The organism is Caulobacter sp. BE264, assembly GCF_031457805.1.
GTDB lineage: Bacteria > Pseudomonadota > Alphaproteobacteria > Caulobacterales > Caulobacteraceae > Caulobacter.
In genome coordinates this window covers 75245-97638 of record NZ_JAVDXI010000005.1, presented here as the reverse complement: position 1 = coordinate 97638, position 22394 = coordinate 75245, and the positions used below count along the sequence as shown (strand labels likewise).

At 66.8% G+C, this 22394-nt stretch carries 16 protein-coding genes; all 16 read left to right on the top strand.

All coding sequences use genetic code 11. The features are described 5' to 3' along the window. Nucleotides 1-10: 10 nt before the first annotated feature. The 16 genes from J2X45_RS13285 to J2X45_RS13210 all read left to right on the top strand — a co-directional run bounded on the left by J2X45_RS13285 (nucleotide 11) and on the right by J2X45_RS13210 (nucleotide 22335). Nucleotides 11-1501, top strand: coding sequence for an aldehyde dehydrogenase (locus J2X45_RS13285; protein ID WP_310215505.1), 1491 nt, complete (start codon nucleotides 11-13; stop codon nucleotides 1499-1501). A gap of 5 nt (nucleotides 1502-1506) precedes the next feature. Continuing rightward, nucleotides 1507-2952 carry an NAD-dependent succinate-semialdehyde dehydrogenase gene (locus J2X45_RS13280; protein WP_310215503.1) on the top strand — a complete coding sequence of 482 codons (1446 nt, stop codon included), beginning with the start codon at nucleotides 1507-1509 and terminating at the stop codon, nucleotides 2950-2952. 145 nt (nucleotides 2953-3097) lie between these two features. Then, nucleotides 3098-4450 (top strand): aspartate aminotransferase family protein, encoded by a 1353-nt coding sequence (locus J2X45_RS13275; protein WP_310215500.1) that lies wholly within the window; start codon nucleotides 3098-3100, stop codon nucleotides 4448-4450. Beyond that, complete coding sequence (locus tag J2X45_RS13270) at nucleotides 4447-5829, top strand: glutamine synthetase family protein (RefSeq protein ID WP_310215499.1); 1383 nt, start codon at nucleotides 4447-4449, stop codon at nucleotides 5827-5829. The genes J2X45_RS13275 and J2X45_RS13270 overlap by 4 nt, the downstream gene beginning before the upstream one ends. Before the next feature lie 78 nt (nucleotides 5830-5907). Then, a complete protein-coding gene (locus J2X45_RS13265) occupies nucleotides 5908-7014 on the top strand; it encodes a spermidine/putrescine ABC transporter substrate-binding protein (protein ID WP_310215496.1) in 1107 nt (368 codons plus the stop codon). A 153-nt stretch (nucleotides 7015-7167) separates the two neighbouring features. Then, nucleotides 7168-8076, top strand: a complete 909-nt coding sequence (locus tag J2X45_RS13260; protein ID WP_310215493.1) for an ABC transporter permease — start codon at nucleotides 7168-7170, stop codon at nucleotides 8074-8076. Further along, nucleotides 8073-8930, top strand: coding sequence for an ABC transporter permease (locus J2X45_RS13255; RefSeq protein ID WP_310215490.1), 858 nt, complete (start codon nucleotides 8073-8075; stop codon nucleotides 8928-8930). Before J2X45_RS13260 ends, J2X45_RS13255 begins: the two co-directional genes overlap by 4 nt. Beyond that, nucleotides 8927-10045, top strand: a complete 1119-nt coding sequence (locus J2X45_RS13250; protein ID WP_310215488.1) for an ABC transporter ATP-binding protein — start codon at nucleotides 8927-8929, stop codon at nucleotides 10043-10045. Before J2X45_RS13255 ends, J2X45_RS13250 begins: the two co-directional genes overlap by 4 nt. Before the next feature lie 4 nt (nucleotides 10046-10049). Then, nucleotides 10050-10814, top strand: a complete 765-nt coding sequence (locus J2X45_RS13245) for a gamma-glutamyl-gamma-aminobutyrate hydrolase family protein (protein ID WP_310215485.1) — start codon at nucleotides 10050-10052, stop codon at nucleotides 10812-10814. Between the two features lie 119 nt (nucleotides 10815-10933). After that, nucleotides 10934-12337 carry an aspartate aminotransferase family protein gene (locus J2X45_RS13240; protein WP_310215483.1) on the top strand — a complete coding sequence of 468 codons (1404 nt, stop codon included), beginning with the start codon at nucleotides 10934-10936 and terminating at the stop codon, nucleotides 12335-12337. Next, complete coding sequence (locus tag J2X45_RS13235; RefSeq protein ID WP_310215480.1) at nucleotides 12334-13731, top strand: glutamine synthetase family protein; 1398 nt, start codon at nucleotides 12334-12336, stop codon at nucleotides 13729-13731. Before J2X45_RS13240 ends, J2X45_RS13235 begins: the two co-directional genes overlap by 4 nt. 75 nt (nucleotides 13732-13806) lie before the next feature. Next, nucleotides 13807-15096 carry an FAD-binding oxidoreductase gene (locus tag J2X45_RS13230; protein ID WP_310215477.1) on the top strand — a complete coding sequence of 430 codons (1290 nt, stop codon included), beginning with the start codon at nucleotides 13807-13809 and terminating at the stop codon, nucleotides 15094-15096. A gap of 66 nt (nucleotides 15097-15162) precedes the next feature. Further along, the gene (locus J2X45_RS13225; protein ID WP_310215474.1) at nucleotides 15163-17184 is read left to right on the top strand and encodes a sulfotransferase; all 2022 of its coding nucleotides are present in this window, start codon (nucleotides 15163-15165) and stop codon (nucleotides 17182-17184) included. A gap of 130 nt (nucleotides 17185-17314) precedes the next feature. Beyond that, nucleotides 17315-19681: a TonB-dependent receptor gene (locus J2X45_RS13220; protein WP_310215471.1), complete on the top strand. Its 2367-nt coding sequence runs from the start codon at nucleotides 17315-17317 to the stop codon at nucleotides 19679-19681. A gap of 72 nt (nucleotides 19682-19753) precedes the next feature. Beyond that, nucleotides 19754-21055 carry an amino acid permease gene (locus J2X45_RS13215; RefSeq protein ID WP_310215467.1) on the top strand — a complete coding sequence of 434 codons (1302 nt, stop codon included), beginning with the start codon at nucleotides 19754-19756 and terminating at the stop codon, nucleotides 21053-21055. After that, nucleotides 21052-22335 (top strand): amidohydrolase family protein, encoded by a 1284-nt coding sequence (locus J2X45_RS13210; RefSeq protein WP_310215464.1) that lies wholly within the window; start codon nucleotides 21052-21054, stop codon nucleotides 22333-22335. The genes J2X45_RS13215 and J2X45_RS13210 overlap by 4 nt, the downstream gene beginning before the upstream one ends. Nucleotides 22336-22394 lie beyond the last annotated feature (59 nt).

The following is a 22394-nucleotide window of genomic DNA, read 5'->3' as shown; positions in this document are numbered from 1 at the left end:
AAATCCAAGCGTGACCCTTCCCGCCGACATCGCCGAGCGCCTCGCCAAGCTTGCGCCCCCCAGCCAGGCGGTGATCGACGGCGCCTTGGTTGAGGCCGCATCGGGCGCGACCTTCCACAACGTGTCGCCTCGCAACGGGCAGGTGCTGAACCTCGTGGCGGCCTGCCAGCCCGAAGACGTCGAGCGCGCGGTCGCCGGCGCCCGCGCCGCCTTCGAGGACGGCCGCTGGCGCGATCAGGGGCCGCGCCAGAAGAAGGCGGTGCTGTTCCGTCTGGCCGAACTGATGGAGCGCGACGCCGACGCGTTGGCGCTTCTGGAAAGCCTGGATGTCGGCAAGCCGATCAGCGACGCGCGCAACGTCGACGTGCCCCTCGCGATCAACACCTGTCGCTGGTACGCCGAGGCGTTGGACAAGGTCTATGGCGAGGTCGGGGCTTCGCCGGCGGATCGACTGAGCTACGCGGTCCACGAACCGCTGGGCGTGATCGGCGCGATCGTGCCGTGGAACTTTCCGCTACACATGGCGATGTGGAAGGTCGCTCCGGCCCTGGCCATGGGCAATTCGGTCGTGCTCAAGCCCGCCGAGCAGTCGCCGCTGACGGCCTTGAAGTTGGGCGCGCTGGCGCTTGAGGCGGGGTTGCCGCCGGGCGTCCTCAATGTCGTGCCAGGCCTTGGCGGCGTTGCGGGCGAGGCGCTGGCGCTGTCGATGGACGTCGACATGATCGCCTTCACCGGTTCGGGACCCGTGGGCCGGCGGCTGATGGAGTACTCGGCGCGCTCGAACCTCAAGCGCGTCTCGTTGGAGCTGGGCGGCAAGTCGCCCCAGATCGTCTTCGCCGACTGCCCGGACCTGGAGGCCGCCGCCCAGGCCGCGGCCTGGGGCGTGTTCTACAATCAAGGCGAGGTCTGCACCGCCGCCTCTCGCTTGCTGGTCGAGGCCTCGATCAAGGACACTTTCCTGGCGCGGGTGGTCGAGGTCGCCAAGGCCATACGGGTCGGCGACCCGCTGGATCCCTCGACCCAGTTTGGCGCCATGGTCAGCGAGCGCCAGATGAACACCGCGCTCGACTATATCGCCACGGCCGACAGCCAGGGCGCGCGGCGCGTGCTGGGCGGCGCGCGCGTGCGCCAGGAGACCGGCGGCTTCTATGTTGAGCCGACCATCTTCGATCAGGTGCGGCCCGACCACTCCCTAGCGCGCGAAGAGGTGTTCGGCCCGGTTCTGGGCGTTATGACCTTCCAGTCCGAGGACGAGGCGATGCGTCTGGCCAATGACACCATCTACGGCCTGGCCGCCGGGCTCTGGACCGCTGATGTCAGCCGAGCCCTGCGCGGTGCGCGGCGGCTGAAGGCGGGTCTGGTCTGGGTCAATGGCTGGGACGCCTGCGACATCACCATGCCGTTCGGGGGTTTCAAGCAGTCCGGCTTTGGCCGCGACCGCAGCCTTCATGCGTTGCACAAGTACGCCGACCTGAAGTCGGTGTCCGTGACGCTGAGGTAAGCCGAATGACCGCCCTGAACCTTGTTGAAACAGAAGCCCTGATTGACGCCCGTTGGGTCCGGGGCGAGACGACCTTCGACGTGTTCAATCCCGCCGACGAAGCCGTGATCGCCAAGGTCGCGGACCTGGGCGCGGAAGAGACGACGCTGGCGATCGACGCGGCGCATCGCGCCCTCCCTGCGTGGGCCTCGAAGACCGCCAAGGACCGCGGGGCGATCCTGCGGCGGTGGAGCGAACTGATCCTCGCTCACGCTGACGATCTGGCCCGACTGATGACCGCCGAGCAGGGCAAGCCGCTGGCCGAGGCCAAGGGCGAAGTCGTCTATGGCGCGTCGTTCATCGACTGGTTCGCCGAGGAGGCCAAGCGCGCCTACGGCCACACGATCCCGACGCCCATGGCCGGCAAGCGCCTGGTCTCGGTCAAGCAGCCTGTGGGCGTCTGTGCAGCCATCGCGCCGTGGAACTTCCCGATCGCCATGATCACCCGCAAGGTCGGCCCGGCCCTCGCGGCCGGCTGCACGGTGGTGGTCAAGCCGGCGGCCGAGACGCCGCTTTGCGCGCTGGCCATCGCGCGGCTCGCCGTCGAGGCGGGCGTGCCGGCGGGCGTGCTGAACATCGTCACGACCACCCGCTCGGGTGAGGTCGGCAAGGTGCTGTGCGACGACAGCCGGGTGCGCAAGCTGTCGTTCACCGGCTCCACCCCCATCGGCAAGGTGCTGTACCAGCAGTGCGCCGGCACGATGAAGAAGCTTTCCCTGGAGCTTGGCGGCAACGCGCCCTTCATCGTCTTTGACGACGCAGATCTTGAGGCCGCCGTTGATGGCGCAATCGCCAGCAAGTACCGTAACGCCGGCCAGACCTGCGTGTGCGCCAACCGGCTTCTGGTGCAGTCCGGCATCCACGACGCCTTCGCCGCGCGCCTAGCCGAAAAGGTCGCCGCGCTGAAGGTGGGGCCCGGCACGGGCGAGGGCGTGCAGATCGGCCCTCTGATCAATGAGAAGGCCCTGACCAAGGTGGTAGGCCTGGTCAGCGGGGCCGTGCAGGGCGGGGCAGAAGTGCTGACCGGCGGTGACGTCCATGGCCTGGGCGGGCTGTTCTATCAGCCGACCGTGCTGGTCGGCGCCACCCCCGAGATGCGGATCTTCCAGGAGGAGATCTTCGGGCCGGTCGCCCCCATCGTGAAGTTCGAGACCGAGGCCGAGGCGGTCGAGCTGGCCAACGCCACGCCCTTTGGCCTGGCGGCCTATTTCTACAGCCGCGACGTCGGCCGCTGCTGGCGCGTGGCCGAGCAGATCGAGGCCGGCATGGTCGGGATCAACGAAGGCCTGATCTCCACCGAGGTCGCGCCGTTCGGCGGGGTGAAGGAATCGGGTCTGGGCCGTGAAGGCGCTTCCGAAGGGCTCGATGAGTATTTGGAGACGAAGTACCTGTGTTTTGGCGGGGTCGGATGAGACAGGCGCTCAACATCCAGACCTGTCATCCCGGACAAGCGCGTAGCGCGCCGATCCGGGACCGTCGCCTGAGCGCCGTGCTCTCGGCGGTCCCGGGTCTGCGCTTCGCTACGCCCGGGATGACAGCATCTGTCGAGGCAGCGAGATGATCGCCGAACTTTCCAGATCGCTGGAAACCCTCCTTGCCGCCGAGCGCGCCCGCTTCACGACCGAGCACCCGCGTTCGGTCGCCATGGCCAAGGCGGCCGGCGCCCACTGGCGCGGCGGGGCGCCAATGCACTGGATGAACGACTGGGCCAGCCCGTCGCCCATCTTCGCCGCTCAAGGCGTCGGGGCTCAGATCACCGACGTCGACGGCAAGCTCTATGACGACTTCTGCCTGGGCGACACGCCGTCGATGTTCGGGCACGGCGATCCGTCCGTCGCCGCCGCCGTCGCCGACCAGATCAAGCGCGGGGCGGGCTTCATGCTGCCGACCGCGTCGGCCGCGATCGTCGGCAAGCTGCTGGCCGAGCGCTTCGGCCTGCCGCTGTGGCAGGCGGCGACGACGGCCAGCGACGCCAACCGCGCGGCGATCCGCTGGGCGCGGGCGGTCACCGGTCGGCCGGCGATCCTGGTGTTTGACGGCTGCTACCACGGCATGGTCGACGACGCCTTCGTGGTGCTGAAGGACGGTGCGCCGGTGATGAAGCCGGGTCTGCTGGGGCAGGTTCAGGACCTGACCGCCACAACCCGCGTCGTGCCCTTCAACGACCTGGCCGCCCTGGAAGCCGCGCTGGCCCCCGGCGATGTCGCCGCCGTCCTGGCCGAGCCGGTGATGACCAACTGCGGCATGATCCTGCCCGAGCCCGGCTTCCTGGAGGCCCTTCGTCGGGTGACGCGCGAGGCTGGAACCCTGCTGGTCATCGACGAGACCCACACGATCTCGACCGGCCCCGGCGGCTATACGCGGGCCCACAGCCTGGATCCCGACGTCTTCGTGCTGGGCAAGGCGGTCGCCGGCGGCGTGCCGGCGGCGGTCTGGGGCGTCACCGCAGAGCTTTCGGCGCGGATGGACGAGGCTCAGCAAAGGATTGGTCCTGGCCAGTCGGGCATCGGCACCACCTTGTCGGGCAACGCCCTGGCCATGGCCGCCATGCGCGCCATGCTCACCGAAGTCATGACCGAGGCGGCCTACGGCAAGATGCTGGCCGGCGCCGATCGGCTGGTGACCGGTCTTAAGGGCGTGATCGCAGCGCGGAAACGGCCTTGGTCGGTGGTCCATGTTGGGGCCCGGGTGGAGCTGGTCTTCGCCGACCCGCCGCCGAAAAACGCCGCCCAAATGCGGAAAGTGCTGGACCACGAGGCGGTGGAAGCGCTGCACTTGTGGCTGATTAACCGGGGCGTCCTGATCGCGCCCTTCCACAACATGATGCTGGTCTCGCCCGTCACCGAAGACGCGGCGATCGACCGACTGGTCGCGGCCGTTGACGGCTTTGCGGCGGCGATGGGGGAATGATGAGCGCAGTAGCCGACATCCAGGAGTGCCGCGACTTTCTCGCCGCCCATCCGCAGGTTAGGTTCGTCGAGGTGTTCTTCACCAGCATGACCGGCGTGCCGCGCGGCAAGCGGCTGCGCGTGCACGAGCTGGAGGCCATCTACGAGTATGGCCGGTTCCTGCCCGGCTCGGTGCTGGTGGTCGACACCAACGGCGCCGACTGCGAGGACACAGGCCTGGTCTGGGAGGACGGCGACGCCGACCGCCGCGCGCGGCCCGTGCCGGGCACCCTGACGCTGGCGCCGTGGCTCGGCCCCGACGTCGCCCAGGTGATGCTGTCGCTGTATGAGCTGGACGGCACGCCCAACGACCTCGACCCCCGCCATGTGCTGCAGCGTGTGCTCGACCGCTACGCCGCCGACGGCCTGACGCCGGTCGCGGCCTGCGAGCTGGAATACTACCTCGTCGATCTGCAGCGGGGCCCGAACGGCGAGCTGCTGCCCGCCAAGTCGCTGCAGACCGGTCTGCGCCCCACCGGCATACAGGTCTATGGCCTGCCGGAACTTGAGGCCCACGCCCCGTTCCTGCGCGAGCTTTGGGATGTCGCCGATACGATCGGCGTGCCGCTGGAAGGCGCGATCTCGGAGTTCGCGCCGGGGCAGGTGGAGCTGACGCTCAAGCATAAGCCCGACGCCCTGCGCGCGGCGGACGACGCGGTGCTCTACAAGCGCGCGGCCAAGGGCGTGGCCCTGCGTCACGGGATCGAAGCGACCTTTATGGCCAAGCCGTGGAGCGACCGGGCCGGCAACGGATTCCACGTCCATCTCAGCGTCAACGACGCGGCCGGAAACAACCTCTGCGCCAGCGAGGACCTCGAGGGCTCGGATCTGCTCAAGCAGGCCATCGCCGGCATGAAGGCGCTGCTGGGCGAGGGGATGGCGATCCTGGCGCCTAACGCCAACAGCTATCGCCGGTTCAAGGCCAACAGCTACGCGCCGGTGGCGCCGACCTGGGGCGTGAACAACCGCACGGTGTCCTTGCGGGTGCCGGCCGGTCCGCCCAAGACCCGTCACGTCGAGCACCGCGTGGCCGGCGCTGACGGCAATCCGTATCTCGTCCTCGCCGTGCTGCTGGCCAGCGCCCACCACGGGATCAAGAACAAGCTCGATCCCGGTCCGGCGGTGGTCGGCGACGGCTATGCGGCGGCCGCCAAGGAGAACATCCGCCTGCCCAACAACTGGTTCGCGGCGGTGGACCTGTTCGAGCAATCGACGGTGCTGCGCGACTATCTGGGCGACCGTTTCGTGGACATGTTCGTCTCTGTGAAGCGCACCGAACAGGCGCGTTTCTTTGAGGTCGTCACCGAACTGGATTTCGACTGGTATCTCCGCAACGCCTGAGGGCGCTGCGATGTAGCGTGAAGTCAGCCCGGGGCCCGGGCCCCGCATTTAACGAAGCGATAGGGGAGTTTCGAGACGATGAGCACGATCACCCAGCGAGGACTGAACAAGGCGGGCCTGAGCCGCCGCTCGCTTCTGACCGCCACCGGCGCGGCCGCGATCGGCCTGACCTTCACGGCCTGCGGCGAGAAGCCCAAGGCCGCGCCCGGCGCCGAGGAGGCCAAGCTCAACTTCTACAACTGGGACACCTACATCGGCGAAACCACGCTCGGTGACTTCAAGAAGGCCACCGGGATCGACGTGAACATGAGCCTGTTCGCGACCAACGACGAACTGTTCGCCAAGCTCAAGGCCGGCAATCCCGGCTTCGATGTCGTGGTGCCGTCGAACGAGTTCGTCACGCGGATGAGCCAGGGTGGCCTCTTGGAGCCTCTGGATCACGCCAAGATCCCGAACCTGAAGAACATCGATCCCAGCTTCCTGAACCCGGACTTCGATCCGGGTCGGAAGTTCTCGATGCCCTACACCTGGCTGCTGCTGGGCATCGGCTACCGCAAGAGCAAGGTCAAGGGCGTGCCCGACAGCTGGAAGTGGCTGTTCGACAGCGACCAGTACAAGGGCCGTATCGCCCTCCTGTCGGAAAGCGCCGACCTCGTCCGCCTCGCGGCCAAGTATATGGGCCACTCGGTCAACAATATCCCGGCGGATATGCTGCCGAAGATCGAGCAGATGCTGATCAAGCAAAAACCCTTCGTGAAGGCCTTCCACGACGACAACGGCCAGGACCTGTTGCTGTCGGGCGAGGTTGATCTGGTGCTTGAGTACAACGGCGATATCGCCCAGGCGATGAAGGAGGATCCGGACCTCGACTTCGTCGTGCCCAAGGAAGGCAGCCTGATCAACTCCGACACGCTGTGCATCCCGAAAGGCGCGCCGCGGCCGAACAACGCCCACGCCTTCATCAACTACCTGCTGGACGCGCAGGCCGGGGCCGAGATCAGCAAGACGATCCTCTATCCGACCCCGAACGCGGCGGCCAAGGCGCTGATGCCGGAGGATTACAAGAGCAATCCCGTGATCTTCCCGCCGGCCGACGTCATGGCCAAGTGCGAGTACGGGGCCTTCGAGGGTGCGGAGAAAGCCAGCCAGTACGAGGAGCTGATCACCCGGGTGCGGGCGGCTTAAGGTCGCGACGAGGAAATAGTTCCTCCCCCGCGCTGCGGGGGAGGTGGCCCAGAGGGCCGGAGGGGGCGGTTCCGCCAATCTCCAGCTAGCCCCCTCAGTCGCTCCGCGACAGCTCCCCCGCAGCGCGGGGGAGCATCTTCAAGGACGAGCTCCATGGAACAATCCTGGAAACAGGCGAAAGCCGTGTTCGCCGCGGCGCTGGGACCGCCGCTGGTGTGGCTGGCGCTGTTCTTCCTCGCGCCCATGGCGATCGTCTGGGCCTATAGCTTTGGCCACAATGTCGGGCTGACCGACATCGCCATCAGCGGCACGTTCCACAACTATGCGCGCGCCATCGAGTCCCTGTACCTGAAGATCTTCCTGAAGTCGGTCTGGGTCGCGGGCCTGACGACCGGCCTGTGCCTGGTGATCGGCTTCCCGGTCGCCCTGGCCATCACCTTCGCCTCGGACAAGGCCAAGGCCTGGCTGCTGCTGCTGATCATGCTGCCGTTCTGGACGAACCTCCTGATCCGCACCTACGCCCTGATCGCCGTGCTGCGCACCGAGGGCTATGTGAACCAAGGCCTGGAGTGGCTTTGGAAAGGCGGCAGCACTCTGGCCGCGCTGGTCGGCCTGCAGCCGCTGGGCGACTTCCAGCCGCTGGAGCTGCTGCACAACAATTTCTCGGTGATCCTGGGCCTCGTCTATGTGCACCTGCCCTTCATGGTGCTGCCGCTCTATTCGGCGCTGGACCGGCTGGACAAGTCGTTGCTGGAAGCCAGCCTGGACCTGGGCGCCGGACACCTGCGGACCCTGTTCAAGGTCGTCGTGCCGTTGGCTATCCCGGGCATCGCCTCGGGCGTGCTGATCACCTTCATTCCAGCGCTCGGCGCCTATCTGACGCCGGACCTCTTGGGCGGCCCCGACAGCCAGATGATCGCCAACATCATCGAGCGCCAGTTCAAGCGCGCCAATGACTGGCCGTTCGGCGCGGCCCTGTCCTTCCTGCTGATGTACCTGACCTTCATCGCCATCGCGATCCAGGCGGTGCTGAACAAGAAGACTCCGGAGGCCAAGGGATGAGCAAGAAATCGCCCCCCGGTCCCCTCGAGTACCTGCGTCGCTGGCAGATGCAGGCCTGGCTGGCGGCCGTGTTCATCTTCCTCTACGCGCCGCTGATCGCGCTGATCGCGTTCAGCTTCAATGACAGTCGACGCAACATCGTCTGGAAGGGCTTCACGCTCAAATACTACGAGAAGCTGTTCAACAATTCCGAGCTGCTCGAGGCGTTCGGCAACAGCCTGACGATTGCGGCGGCCTCCACGGTGATCAGCCTGTTCCTCGGCGCGGCCGTGGCCCTGGCGCTGTGGCGGTTCCGCTTCCCCGGTAAGACGGCGGTGGACGGGGCGATGGCCCTGCCGATCGTGGTGCCCGAGATCTGTATGGGCGTGGCCATGCTGGTGTTCTTCGCCAAGGTGCTGCCCTGGCCGCAGGGGATGCCGTGGCCGCTGAACCTGGGCGCGATCATCATCGCCCACGTCTCGTTCTCGTTCCCGTTCGTGGCGGTAGTCGTCCGCGCGCGGATGGCCAGCTTCAACCGCGAGATGGAGGAAGCGGCCCGCGACCTAGGCGCGGGTGAGTTCCGCACCATCAAGGACGTGATCCTGCCGCACATGGCCCCGTCCCTGATCGCCGGCGCGCTCCTGGCCTTCACGCTGAGCCTGGACGACTTCGTCATCACCTTCTTCACGGCGGGCCCTGACACAGTGACCTTCCCGGTGAAGGTCTACTCGATGGTCCGCTTCTCGGTGACGCCCGAGGTCAATGCGGCCTCGACGGTTCTGATCGTGCTGACCGTGCTGCTGACGGCGGCGGCGCTGAAACTGCAAGGCAATCCCGCGGCGGCGGCCGGTCATGGGGCGGGGGACACCAAATGACCAAACCCATCATCACTTTTGAGAACGTCACCAAACGCTTCGGCAAGCTGGCCGCGGTCGATGACGTATCGCTGACCGTCAATGAGGGCGAGTTCTTCGCCCTGCTGGGGCCGTCGGGCTGTGGCAAGACCACCCTGCTGCGGATGCTTGCCGGCTTTGAGACGCCTACCGAGGGACGGATTCTGATCGACGGTCAGGACATCTCGAAGGTGCCGCCCAACAAGCGGCCGGTGAACATGGTGTTCCAGTCCTACGCCGTGTTCCCGCACATGACCGTGGCTGAAAACGTCGCCTACGGCTTGGTGGTCGATAAGGTCGGCAAGGCCGAGCGCGAGGCGCGCGTGGCCGAGGCGCTGGAGCTGGTGCAGCTGGGCGGCTTGGGCGGTCGCAAGCCTGACCAGCTGTCGGGCGGGCAGCGCCAGCGGGTCGCTTTGGCCCGGGCGCTGGTCAAGCGTCCGCGCGTGCTTCTGCTGGACGAGCCCCTGTCGGCCCTGGACGCCAAGCTGCGCGAGCAGATGCGCACCGAGCTCTGCACCCTGCAGGAGAAGGTTGGCATCACCTTCATCATGGTCACCCACGACCAGGATGAGGCCCTGGCCCTGGCGTCGCGCTGCGCGGTGATGAGCCGCGGCGTGCTGCAGCAGGTTGCGACGCCCAGCGACCTCTATGAGTTCCCCAACAGCCGCTTCGTCGCCGACTTCATCGGCCAGGTGAACCTGTTCGAGGGCGTGCTCGCGGTCGACGAGCCCAGCCACGCGGTGATCAAGTCTCCCGACCTGCCGGTCGACATCTTCCTGGATCATGGCGTCACCGGCCCGCGCGGCGGCACGGTGTGGGCGGCGATCCGCCCCGAGAAGATCGAGCTGCACAAGAAGACCGACGACAACCCGCCCAACCTCGGCGACGCGCCCAAGGGGACCAACGCCGTTGAGGGCGTGATCAAGCACGAAGCCTATCTGGGCGGCTCCTCCACCTTCGAGGTTGAGATCGCCGGCGGTCGCCGGATCAAGGTCCAGCGCTCGAACCTGACCCGCTGGGACCAGGAAGACTTCAAGCTGGGTGAGACCGTCTGGCTGTGCTGGCACGCCTGTTCGCCGGCGGTCTTGCTGAGCTGACGCCATGACCGCACGCCCCGTCGCCGGGATCATCTGCTGCACCCGCACCGTCGGGATCGAACCGGCCCAGGCGGTGATGAGCCGCTATGTCGACGCGACCATGGCCTATGGCGACCTCGCGGCGCTGCTGATCCCGTCGCTGCCGGGCCGCATGCGGGCGGCGGAGGTCGCGGGCCGTCTCGACGGCCTGATGCTGACCGGCAGCCCCTCGAACCTGGATCCCGCCCTCTATGGCGAGGAGATCGGCGACGCGCCGGGCCCATTCGACGCCGCCCGCGACGGCATGACCGCCGACCTGATCAAGGCGATGCTGGACCTGGGCAAGCCAGTGTTCGGGATCTGCCGGGGCTTCCAGGAGATCAATGTCGCGTTTGGCGGCACGCTGCGCCGGGACATGACCTCAAGCTCCGACCTGATCGCCCACCACGCGCCCGACGACGTCGACTTCAACGGCATGTTCGATCACGTCCACGAAGTCGCCCTGACGCCCGGCGGGGTGCTGTCGCGCGCTCTTGGCGTCGAGGCGGCCGTCGTCAATTCCGTCCACTACCAGGGCGTCGACCGGCTGGGCGAAGGGCTGACCGTCGAAGCCCGCGCCCCCGACGGCGTGGTCGAAGCCTTCTCCGCCACCGTCAACGGCGCGCCTGTGCTGGCCGTCCAGTGGCACCCCGAATGGAAGCCGGCGCAGAACCGGCAGTCGCAGATCTTCTTTGAAATCTTCGGACGCGCCCTGAGAGGCGCGCCGCCAGATCCTGTTTCCTCTCTCTAGCCGTTGGGATTTCAAGGTGACGAAACAGGATCAGAATCAACAATTTAGAGCGTGTCGGGCGGCGAAACCGCTCGCACTTTCGCCTGACACGCTCGTCGCGTAAGGCCCAGGAGCCCCCCATGAACGCCCCGATCCGCAACCACGACATCGCTGAGCTGAAGCGCCTGGACCTGGCGCACCACCTGCCGGCCCAGGCCGACCACAAGGTCATCGCCGAGCTGGGCGGCAGCCGCATCGTGACCCGCGCCGACGGCTGCTACATCACCGACGGCGATGGCCACCGGATCCTCGACGGCATGGCCGGTCTGTGGTGCGTCAATGTCGGGTACGGCCGCAAGGAGCTGGCCGACGCGGCCTACGAGCAGATGCTGGAACTGCCGTACTACAACACCTTCTTCAAGACCGCGACGCCGCCCACCGTGACCCTGGCGGCCAAGATCGCGCAGAAGATGGGGGGGCACCTGACCCACGTCTTCTACAACTCGTCGGGGTCTGAGGCGAACGACACGGTCTTCCGCCTCGTCCGCCACTACTGGAAGCTCAAGGAGCAGCCGCAGCGCACGGTCTTCATCAGCCGCTGGAACGCCTATCACGGCTCGACCGTGGCCGGCGTGTCGCTGGGCGGCATGAAGCACATGCATGTGCAGGGCGACCTGCCGATCCCAGGCGTCGAGCACGTGATCCAGCCCTATCACTTCGGCGAGGGCTTCGGCGAGGATCCGGCCGCCTTCCGCGACCGGTGCGTCAAGGCGATCGAGGACAAGATCCTCGAGGTCGGGCCCGAGAACGTCGCCGCCTTCATCGGCGAGCCCGTGCAGGGCGCCGGCGGCGTCATCATCCCGCCCGACGGCTACTGGCCGGCGGTCGAGGCCCTGTGCCGCAAGTACGGCATCCTCTTGGTCTGCGACGAGGTGATCTGCGGCTTCGGGCGCCTGGGCCAATGGTTCGGCCACCATCACTATGGGATCAAGCCCGACCTGATCGCCATGGCCAAGGGCCTGTCGTCCGGCTACCTGCCGATCTCGGCCGTGGGCGTGGCCGACCACATCGTCGCCGAGCTGCGCGAGAAGGGTGGCGACTTCATCCACGGCTTCACCTATTCCGGCCACCCGACCGCCGCCGCCGTGGCGCTGAAGAATATCGAGATCATGGAGCGCGAGGATCTGATCACGCGCACCCGTGAGGACACCGGCCCCTATCTGGCCAAGGCCCTGGCGAGCCTGAACGACCATCCGCTGGTCGGCGAGACCCGCTCGCTGGGCCTGATCGGCGCGGTCGAGATCGTGCGCGAGAAGGGGACCAACCATCGCTTCCTCGACAAGGAAGGCGAGGCGGGGCCCATCGTCCGCGACATCTGCATCAAGAACGGCCTGATGGTCCGCGCCATCCGCGACACCATCGTCTGCTGCCCGCCGCTGATCGTCAGCCACGCCGAGATCGACGAGCTGGTCGGCATCATCGGCAAGTCGTTGACCGAAGCCGAGCCGATCCTCCGCGCGCTGAAGCCGGAGGCGGTGTCATGAAGCCCAAGCACAACAAGGCCAAGCGCGACCAGATCCTGGATCGCGGCGTCTCGACGATCGAGGAGGCCAAGGACTGGTTTGCGCGCCAGCACATCGAGGAGATCGAGTGCGTGGTGCCCGATCTCGCCGGCGTGGCGCGCGGCAAGATCATGCCGGTACGCAAATTCCTGGGCTCGCCATCGATGAACCTGCCGCTGGCGGTGTTCTACCAGACCATTACCGGCGACTTCCCCGAGTTCGAGGGCGCGGTGAACGCGGTGCAGTCGGACACCGACATCTTCCTGACCCCTGACTTCGCGACCCTGGCCGCCGTGCCCTGGGCGCAGGATCCCACGGCGCAGGTCATCCACGACGCCTTCCATCCCGATGGCCGCCCGGTCGAGGAGGCTCCCCGCCAAGTGCTGCGCCGGGTGCTGGCGCTCTATGCCGACAAGGGCTGGAACCCCATCGTCGCGCCGGAGATCGAGTTCTATCTCGTCGATCGCAACACCGATCCGGACTATCCGCTCAAGCCGCCGATCGGGCGCTCGGGGCGTCCCGAGACCGGCCGGCAGGGCTATTCGATCAGCGCGGTCAACGAGTTCGATGCGCTGTTCGAGGACATGTACGAGTACTCCGAGCGCCAGGGGCTGGAGATCGACACCCTGATCCACGAAAGCGGCGTGGCGCAGATGGAGATCAATCTGCAGCACGGCCATCCGCTGGAGCTCGCCGATCAGGTGTTCATGATGAAGCGCACGATCCGCGAGGCGGCGCTGGAGCATGAGATCTACGCCACCTTCATGGCCAAGCCGATGGCCAACGAGCCCGGCAGCGCCATGCACATCCACCAGTCGATCGTCGACAAGAAGGGACGCAACCTGTTCTCGGACGAGGACGGCGCGGAGTCGGCGCTGTTCCACGGCTTCATCGCCGGCCAGCAGACCTATCTGCCGGCGATCATGGCCATCCTGGCCCCCTATGTGAACAGCTATCGCCGCATCTCGCGCGACAGCGGCGCGCCGGTGAACACCCAGTGGGGCTATGACAACCGGACCTGCGGCCTGCGCGTGCCGCCGTCGGGACCGGCCAACCGCCGGGTCGAGAACCGCATTCCCTCATCGGACGCCAATCCGTACCTGGCGATCGCTGCGTCCCTGGCGGCCGGCTATCTGGGCATGGTCCAGGGCCTGACGCCCAGTGAGCCGGTGGCGATCGACGCCGGCGCGCGGGGCATCGAACTGCCGCGCAGCCTGTCGGATTCCTTGCGCCTGTTCGTCGCCTGCCAGCCGCTGGTCGAGATCCTGGGGCCCACCTTCTGCGCCGCCTATGACCGGGTGAAACAGGCCGAGTACGAAACCTTCATGCGCACCATCAGCCCGTGGGAGCGGGAGTTCCTGCTGCTGAATGTGTAGGGCGGAGTATGAACCTTCTCCCATAGGGAGAAGGGGGACCCGCGCCGAAGGCGTGGGGGATGAGGGGTTACAGCGGTGACCGGCGAAACCCCTCACCCCTGCCCCTCTCCCTATGGGAGAGGGAACTGGTATGCGGCCACCGCTCCCGACGGCCCCGCCCTTGCGTCGCTTGAGGGCGATGTCCAAACCGAGGTCTGCATCGTCGGCGCAGGCTTCACCGGCCTCGGCGCGGCCTTGGCCCTTGGGGAGCGGGCCATCGTCCTTGAAGCAGGGCGCGTCGGCTGCGCCGCCTCAGGCCGCAACGGCGGACAGGTCCACACGGGGCAGAGGCGCGACCAGGCCTGGCTTGAAAAGGCGGTGGGCCAAGACGACGCCATGGCTCTCTGGCGCTTGGCGGAGGACGCCCGGGCGCACTTCGCCCGCCTGGTCCGGTCGATTGACTGCGACTGGCGGCCCGGCATGATCCATGCCCGCCACAAGCCTGGCGGCGAGGCTGAGGACGCGGCCTATCTGGCGCTGATGGCTGAGCGCTATGGCTACGGTGAGCTAGCCCTGATCGATGCGGAGGCCCTGGCGCATGAGCTGGGGACCGACGTCTATCACGGGGGACTCGTCGACCATGGCGGCGGCCACGTTCAACCGCTGAAGCTGGCGCGCGGCATGGCGGACTTGGCCAAGGTCGCTGGGGCGAGGATCTACGAGAACACCCAGGCTGCGTCCTGGCGGCGAGAGGCCGGCAAGATCGTGGTCGAGACCGCGCACGGGCGGGTCGCCTGCGACCAGCTGATCCTCAGCGGCGATGGCCTGCTCAACGCCATGGCCGGCAAGGCTCGCGCCCGGGTCATGCCGATTAACAACTTCATCGCCGTCACCGCTCCCCTGGACAAGCTGGCCGACGAGATCATTCGATCGAACGCGGCGGTTTCGGACAGCCGCTTCGTCGTCAACTACTTCCGCAAGACGCCGGACGGTCGTCTGCTGTTCGGCGGCGGCGAGAACTATCGTCCTGGCTTTCCGAGCGATATCGCGGGCCTGGTCCGGCGGAACCTCGCCAAGATCTATCCGCGCCTGGCGGACGTCGAGATCACCCACGCCTGGGGGGGCACGCTGGGGATCACGTTCAACCGTATGCCCTTTGTCGGTGAGGTGGCGCCGGGCGTGCGCGTCGCTTCAGGCTATTCGGGGCAGGGGGTCATGCTGGCGCCCTATGTCGGCAAGCTGCTGGCCGACGCCGCCTCGGGCGAGACCGGGCCCATGGCGTTGCTGTCGCGCCTGCCCACCCCGCCGTTCCCCGGCGGACGCCTGTTGCGCTGGCCGCTGACAGTGGCGGGGCTCAGCTGGTACGCGCTTCGCGATCGGCTTTAGCCGAAGCGGCGGGAAGACGTGCGGATCGCATTGACACCGGCGCCGGCGCGCCGCTCTCCTCCCGACATGGAGTCCACGACCGCCCAGCCCGCCGTCAGCCTCGCCGCGGCGCTTGAACATGCCGAACGCCTGCTGGAGACTGATCCGCGTCTGGCGGCCGAACAGGCGCGGGCGATCCTGGAGGTCGTGCCGCGTCACGCCGACACGACTCGAGTGCTGGCTGCCGCCCTGCGCCTCTCCGGCGACGCCGAGAGCGGGCTGGCCGCTGTCGCCCCGCTAGCCGCGGCCCTGCCCAACATGGCTCTGGCGCAACTGGAGCTGGCCCTGTGCTTGGAGCGACTGGGGCGGACCGCCGAGGCGGCCCGCGCCTTCGACCGGGCCAGCGCGCTGGAGCCGCGCCTGTCCGAAGCCTGGCGAGGCTTGTCGGAGAGTCTGGAGCTGCTGGGCGATCACCAGGGCGCCGAACGCGCGCTCGCGAGGCAGCTTCGCGCTTCGACGCGTGATCCGCTCCTGGTCGAGGCGGCCACGGCGCTGTCCGAGGATCGCCTTGGCGAGGCCGAACGCCTTCTGCGCGATCGTTTGAAGGCCGACGCCGGCGACGTGGCGGCGATCCGCATGCTGGCCGAAACCGGCGCGCGCCTGGGCCGGTACGCCGACGCTGAGGCGTTGCTGACCCGCTGCGTGGAGCTGGCCCCGAACTTCGCCGCCGCCCGCCACAACCTGGCGACCATGCTCTACCGCCAGAACAAGAACCTTGAGGCGCTAGCGCAGATCGAGCAGCTCGTAGCCAAGGATGCGCGCCATCCCGGCTACGCCAACCTCTACGCGGCGATCTTGGCGCGCCTGGGCGAATACGATCGCGCCATCGCCGTCTACGACCAAGTTCTGGCGGACTACCCCAATCAGCCCAAGGGTTGGATGAGCTATGGTCACGCCCTGAAGACCGTGGGCCGGCAGGCGGACAGCGTCGCCGCCTATCGAAAGGCGCTGGAACTGGCGCCAACGCTCGGCGAGGTCTGGTGGAGTCTGGCCAACCTCAAGACCGTCAAGTTCACGCCCGACGATCTGAACGCCATGCGCCAGGCGCTGCAAGCCGAGGGCCTGTCCGACGACGATCGACTGCACCTGCGCTATGCGCTGGGCAAGGCGCATGAGGACGCTCAGGACTGGGACGGGTCTTTCCAGCACTACGCCGCCGGCGCGGCGATCCGGCGCGCGCAGCTGGACTATGATCCCGACGAGAACACGTCCGACACCGTCCGGACCAAGGCGGTGTTCTCGCCTTCGTTCGTCGCCGCGCGGGCGGGGCAGGGCTGTGATGCGCCCGATCCCATCTTCGTCGTCGGCCTGCCGCGCTCGGGCTCGACCCTGGTGGAGCAGATCCTGGCCAGCCACTCCCAGGTCGAGGGGACGATGGAGCTGCCCGACCTGATCGTCATGGCGCGTCGCCTGGGCGGCAAGACCGCCAGGCGCGCCGAGTCGACCTATCCGGAAAGCCTGGCGGACCTGTCGGCGGAGGACCTCAAGGCCCTGGGCGAGGAGTTCATCGAGCGCACCCGGATCCAGCGCAAGACCGACAAACCGTTCTTCATCGACAAGATGCCGAACAACTTTGCTCACACCGGCCTGATTCACCTGATCCTGCCCAACGCCAAGATCATCGATGCGCGGCGCCACCCGCTGGGCTGCTGCTTCTCGGGCTTCAAGCAGCACTTCGCGCGGGGCCAGGCGTTCAGCTACGACCTGACCGACATTGGTCGTTACTACGCTGACTATGTCGACCTGATGGCGCACTTCGACGCCGTGCTGCCTGGGCGGGTGCATCGCGTGATCTATGAGCAGATGATCGCAGACCCCGAAGCGCAAATCCGCGCTCTGCTGGAGCACTGCGGCTTGCCGTTCGAGGAGGCCTGCCTCTCGCCGCACGAGAACGATCGTGCGGTGCGGACCGCCAGTTCAGAGCAGGTTCGCCGCCCCATCTTCAAGGATGCGGTTGAGCACTGGCAGAAATTCGAATCGTATCTGGGGCCGCTCAAGCAGGCATTGGGACCTGTGCTCGACTCTTACCCGCAAGCGCCCGTTATTTGACCACCTGCCCAACCCCTCGCCATTTCTGCAACACTCACAGGAATTGACGACAAACCGAAAATTCAATCTTGCCCAACGATTAGGCGCGGGTCGAACATCGTTCCTTCAAAGCCGCAAGGGGAGCGACTGTATGTCGTCGGGATCGGTTCGTTTAAAGAAGGCGGGGGTCTACTCCGCTGCGTTGCTAGCCAGCACGATGTTGTCCGGCGTCGCTTACGCCCAGGCGCAGTCGGGGCCCTCCACCGCGCTCGAAGAGGTGGTCGTCACCGCCCAGAAGCGCAGCGAAAATCTTCAGGACGTGCCTGTCAGCATCCAGGCGCTGGGCGGCGAAAAACTGGATCAACTGCAGATCAGCGCTTTCGCTGACTATGTGCAGTATCTGCCCAGCGTCTCGTTCACCAGCTCGGGCCCGGGCTTCGGCCAAGTCTACATGCGCGGCGTGGCCAGCGGCGGCGACGGCAATCACTCCGGTTCGCTGCCCAGCGTGGGCGTCTACTTGGACGAGCAGCCGGTCACCACGATCCAGGGCGCTCTGGACATCCACGTCTACGACATCGCCCGTGTCGAGGCGCTGGCCGGCCCTCAAGGTACGCTGTACGGCGCCAGCTCGCAGGCGGGCACCCTGCGGATCATCACCAACAAGCCTTCCACGGCCGGCTTCTCCGCCGGCGTGGACGTCGAGGTGAACAAGATCGCCCACGGCGACACCGGCCACGCGCTGGAAGGCTTCGTAAACATGCCGCTTTCGGACAAGATCGCGGTGCGTCTGGTCGGCTGGGACGTCCGCGACGGCGGTTACATCGACAACGAGCCTGGCACGCGCATCTACAATCGCGGCGACGCCGATCTGGCCAATGATTTCACGATCACCAACAAGGCCCGTGTGCGCGAGGACTACAACTCTGTCTACACCCAAGGCGGCCGCGCCGCTCTGCGGGTCGAGCTCGACGACAACTGGGTGATCACGCCCCAGGTCATGGGCCAGGTGCAGAAGTCGAACGGTTCGTTCTCCTATGACCCAAAGGTCGGCGATCTGAAGGTCCAGCGCTACTATCCTGAGAGCGCCAAGGACAAATGGTACCAGGCCGCCATGACCATCGAGGGCCAGGTGGCCAATCTCGACGTCACCTACGCCGGCTCGTTCCTGAAGCGGAACACCGAGACCAATTCCGACTACACGGACTACTCGTACTTCTATGACCAGGTCGGATACGGTTTCTACTGGACCGACAACGCCGGCAACCTAGTCAACCCTTCCCAGTTCATCCAGGGCCAGGATGACTACAAGAAGGAAAGCCACGAAATCCGGATCGCCTCGCCTCAGGACAAGACCTTCCGGTTCGTGGTCGGCGGCTTCTACCAGAAGCAGACGCACGACATCTTCCAGAACTATCGGATCGCCGACATTGGCAGCGACATCTCGGTGCCCGGCTATACCGGCACGATCTGGCTGACCAAGCAGCAGCGTATCGACCGTGACCGGGCGGTGTTCGGTCAGGCCGAGTACGACATCACCGACAAGCTGACCCTGACCGCAGGCATCCGCTTCTTCAAGGCGCACAACACCCTGGTCGGCTTCTACGGCTACGGCAAGGGGTACGGCTCGACCGGCGAGAAGGCCTGTTTCAAGGCTGCGGTGGTGTCAGGCTCGCCCTGTACGAACCTCGATAAGGGCGTGAAGGAAAGCGGCAACGTTCCGAAGGTCACGCTGACCTACAAGCTCGATGACGACAAGCTGGTCTACGCCACCTACTCCAAGGGCTTCCGACCGGGCGGCATCAACCGGCGCAGCACCTTGCCGCCTTACCAGTCGGACTTCCTGAAGAACTACGAGGCCGGGTGGAAGACGACCTGGCTGAACAACAGCTTCCGCTGGAATGGCGCGGTGTTCATGGAGGACTGGTCGAACTTCCAGTTCTCGATCCTGGGGGCCAACGGCCTGACCGAGATCAAGAACGCCAACCAAGCCCGCATCAAGGGGATCGAAAGCGACATCACCTGGGTTCCGGTCCAGGGGCTGACGATCAATGCGGCCGCCGCCTACACCGACGCGCAACTGACGGCGAACTATTGCGGCTTCACCGACGCTGCTGGCAATCCGGTCACGACCTGCGCTTCGCCGCAGGCGCCGGACGGCACCTCCCTGCCGGTCACGCCGAAGTTCAAGGCCAACCTCACGGCGCGCTACGACTTCAACTGGGGTGAGTGGGACAACTATGTGCAGGGGTCGGTCGTCGGCCAATCCAGCACATGGACCGACCTGCGGCTGTCCGACCGCGCGACGCTCGGACAGCAGAAGGGCTGGGAGACCGTCGACCTGTCCGGCGGCATGGAGAAGGATGGTCTGTCGATCGGCTTCTACATCAAGAACGTGTTCGACAAGCGCGCCAGCCTTGATCGCACGGCCCAATGCGCGATCAGCGTTTGCGGCGCCCAGTCCTACATCGTGCCGAACCAGCCCCGCACCATCGGGGTCAAGCTGGGCAAGGCGTTCTAGCCATTTGTGGGTAGCGTAGCGGGGGCGGTCCATCGGGCCGCCCCTTTTGCTTTCCGGGGAGGCCGGACCGTCATGACGTCTCCAAAAGCCAAGCCGCTGGGCGTGTGGATGTGCGCGGCCCTGGTGGTCGGCAACATGATCGGCTCGGGCGTCTTCATGCTGCCCGCCTCGCTGGCGCCGTACGGCTGGAACGCCGTCATCGCCTGGGGGCTGACCATCGGCGGTTCGCTGTGTCTGGCCTATGTCTTCGCAAAGCTGGCGGGGGCCTTTCCCCGGGCGGGCGGTCCGTTCGCCTATACCGAGGAGGCGTTCGGGCGCGGGCCCGGCTTCCTCGTCGCCTGGTCCTACTGGATCTCGGTGTGGGTGGCCAATGCGGCCATCGCCATCGCGGCGGTCAGCTATCTGAGCGTCTTCCTGCCCGGCATTTCCAAGGTTCCCGCCCTACCGGCCCTGTTGACTGTAGCGGTGGTCTGGGCCGCGACCGGGATCAATTGCGCCGGCGCTCGGTCAGCCGGCTGGACCCAGGTGGTGACCACAGTGCTGAAGCTGGTTCCGTTGATCGCCGTGGCGGGTCTGGCGCTGAGCGTCCTGTTGCGAAAGGGCCCAGCTGCGGTGACGCCCTTGGAGCCTTCGGCGCTGTCGGGCGCATCGATTACGGCTGCGGCGGCGCTGACCCTGTGGGCGCTGCTGGGCGTGGAGACCGCGACCATCCCCGCCGACAAGGTCAAGGATCCCGCCCGAACGATCCCACGCGCCACCTTGGCCGGCACAGCCTTCGCCGGACTTGTCTATCTGGTCGTCTCGTCGGGCGTGCTGCTGCTGACGCCCGCCGCCGTGCTGCAAGGCTCCAATGCGCCGTTCGTCGACTTTGTGACCTATCACGGCGGTGGTGATTTCCGGCTGGCGCTGGCGGCCTTCGCGACGATCAGCGCGCTCGGCGCCCTGAACGGCTGGTCGCTGATCCAGGGCGAACTGCCCGCCGCCATGGCCCGCGAAGGCGTCTTTCCGGCCTGGTTCGCCAAGACCTCCGCCAACGGCACGCCGGTACGGGCGCACCTGGCTTCCAGCGCCCTGGTGACGATTTTGGTGCTGATGAACTACGCCAAGTCGATGGCCGACGCTTTCACCTTCATGGCCCTGCTGTCGACGACCTCGACCCTGTTCGCCTATCTCTTTTGCTCGCTCGCCGTGCTGCGCCTGCAGCGCAGCGGCCGCATGGCGCCGTCCAAGGCCCTGGGCGTCGTGGCCGGCCTCGGCGCGATCTATTCTGTCTGGACCTTCTATGGCGCCGGATGGTCTGTCACCTTCTGGGGCTTGGTGCTGCTGGCTGGCGGCGCGCCGGTCTATTGGCTGATGCGGAGAGCCGTCCGGTGATCGTCCGTCTCCTTTGCGTCGCCGCGCTGGTCGCCCTCGTTCCCACCGCCGCCTCGGCGCAGGTCTCCTACGTCCGGGCCGGCAAGCTGGTCGATCCCCAGGCCGGCAAGGTTCTGACGGACCAGATCCTCCGCATCGAGGGCGAGCGCATCGTCTCGGTCGGGCCCTGGAAGGGCGCGCCCAAGGAGGGGCGGGTCATCGACTGGTCCGGCCTGACCGTTCTGCCCGGCCTGATCGACATGCACACCCATCTCGTGGACGACGAGCAGAGCGAGAACATCGCCCTGCCGCTGCTGCGCTCCGCCGCCCAGCAGGCCTATATCGGTGCTGGCCATGCGCGCTCGACTCTGATGGCCGGCTTCACCAGCGTACGTGATGTCGGCGCCTGGCGGGCGCTCAGCGATGCGGCCCTGCGTGACGCGATCGATCAAGGACTCGTGCCTGGACCGCGCATGTCGGTCGCCGGAGCCTATGTCACCGCGCCAGGCGGGGGCGGGGAGATCACCGGCGTCGCGCCCGACGTGGCCATCCCCGCTGAGATGCGACGCGGCGTGGTCGAGGACGCCGCCGATGTCCACAAGAAGGTCCGCGCTCTGCTGGTGGGCGGCGCCGACTTCATCAAGCTGATCGCCACCGGCGCCGTGCTGACCGAAGGCACCGAGCCTGGCCAGCTGGAGCTGTCCGAGGACGAGATCCGCGCCGCTGTCGAGGAAGCCGCCAAACGCGGGACCTACGTGACCGCCCACGCTCATGGCGCCGAAGGGATCAAGATCGCCGTGCGCGCCGGCGTCCGGTCGATCGAGCACGGCTCGCTGATCGACGACGAGGGGATCGCCCTGATGAAGGCCAAGGGCGCCTTCCTGGTGGCCGACATCTACAACGGCGACTTCATCGACACCTATGGCCGCGAGCAGGGCTGGCCCGAGGGCATGATCCGCAAGAACCGCGAGACCACGGACGCCCAGCGCGAGGGCTTCCGCAAGGCGGTGAAGGCCGGGGTCAGGATCGCCTATGGCACCGACGCCGGCGTCTATCCGCACGGCGGGAACGCGCGCCAGATGCCCTACATGGTCAAGTACGGCATGACGCCGATGCAGGCGATCCAGTCGGCGACCACGGTGGCGGCCGAGTTGTTGGGCAAGACGGGTCAGGTCGGCTGCGCCGCCGTCGGCTGCTACGGCGACCTGATCGCCGTTGCGAGCGATCCGCTCGCGGACGTCTCCACCCTGACCAAGGTCGCCAAGGTCATGAAGGGCGGGGCGGTGGTGAAGGACGACTAAGTCCGCGTCTGGCGCGGCTCATGCATTGTGCATCGCAACGCAATTTCGTTGTGCGATTG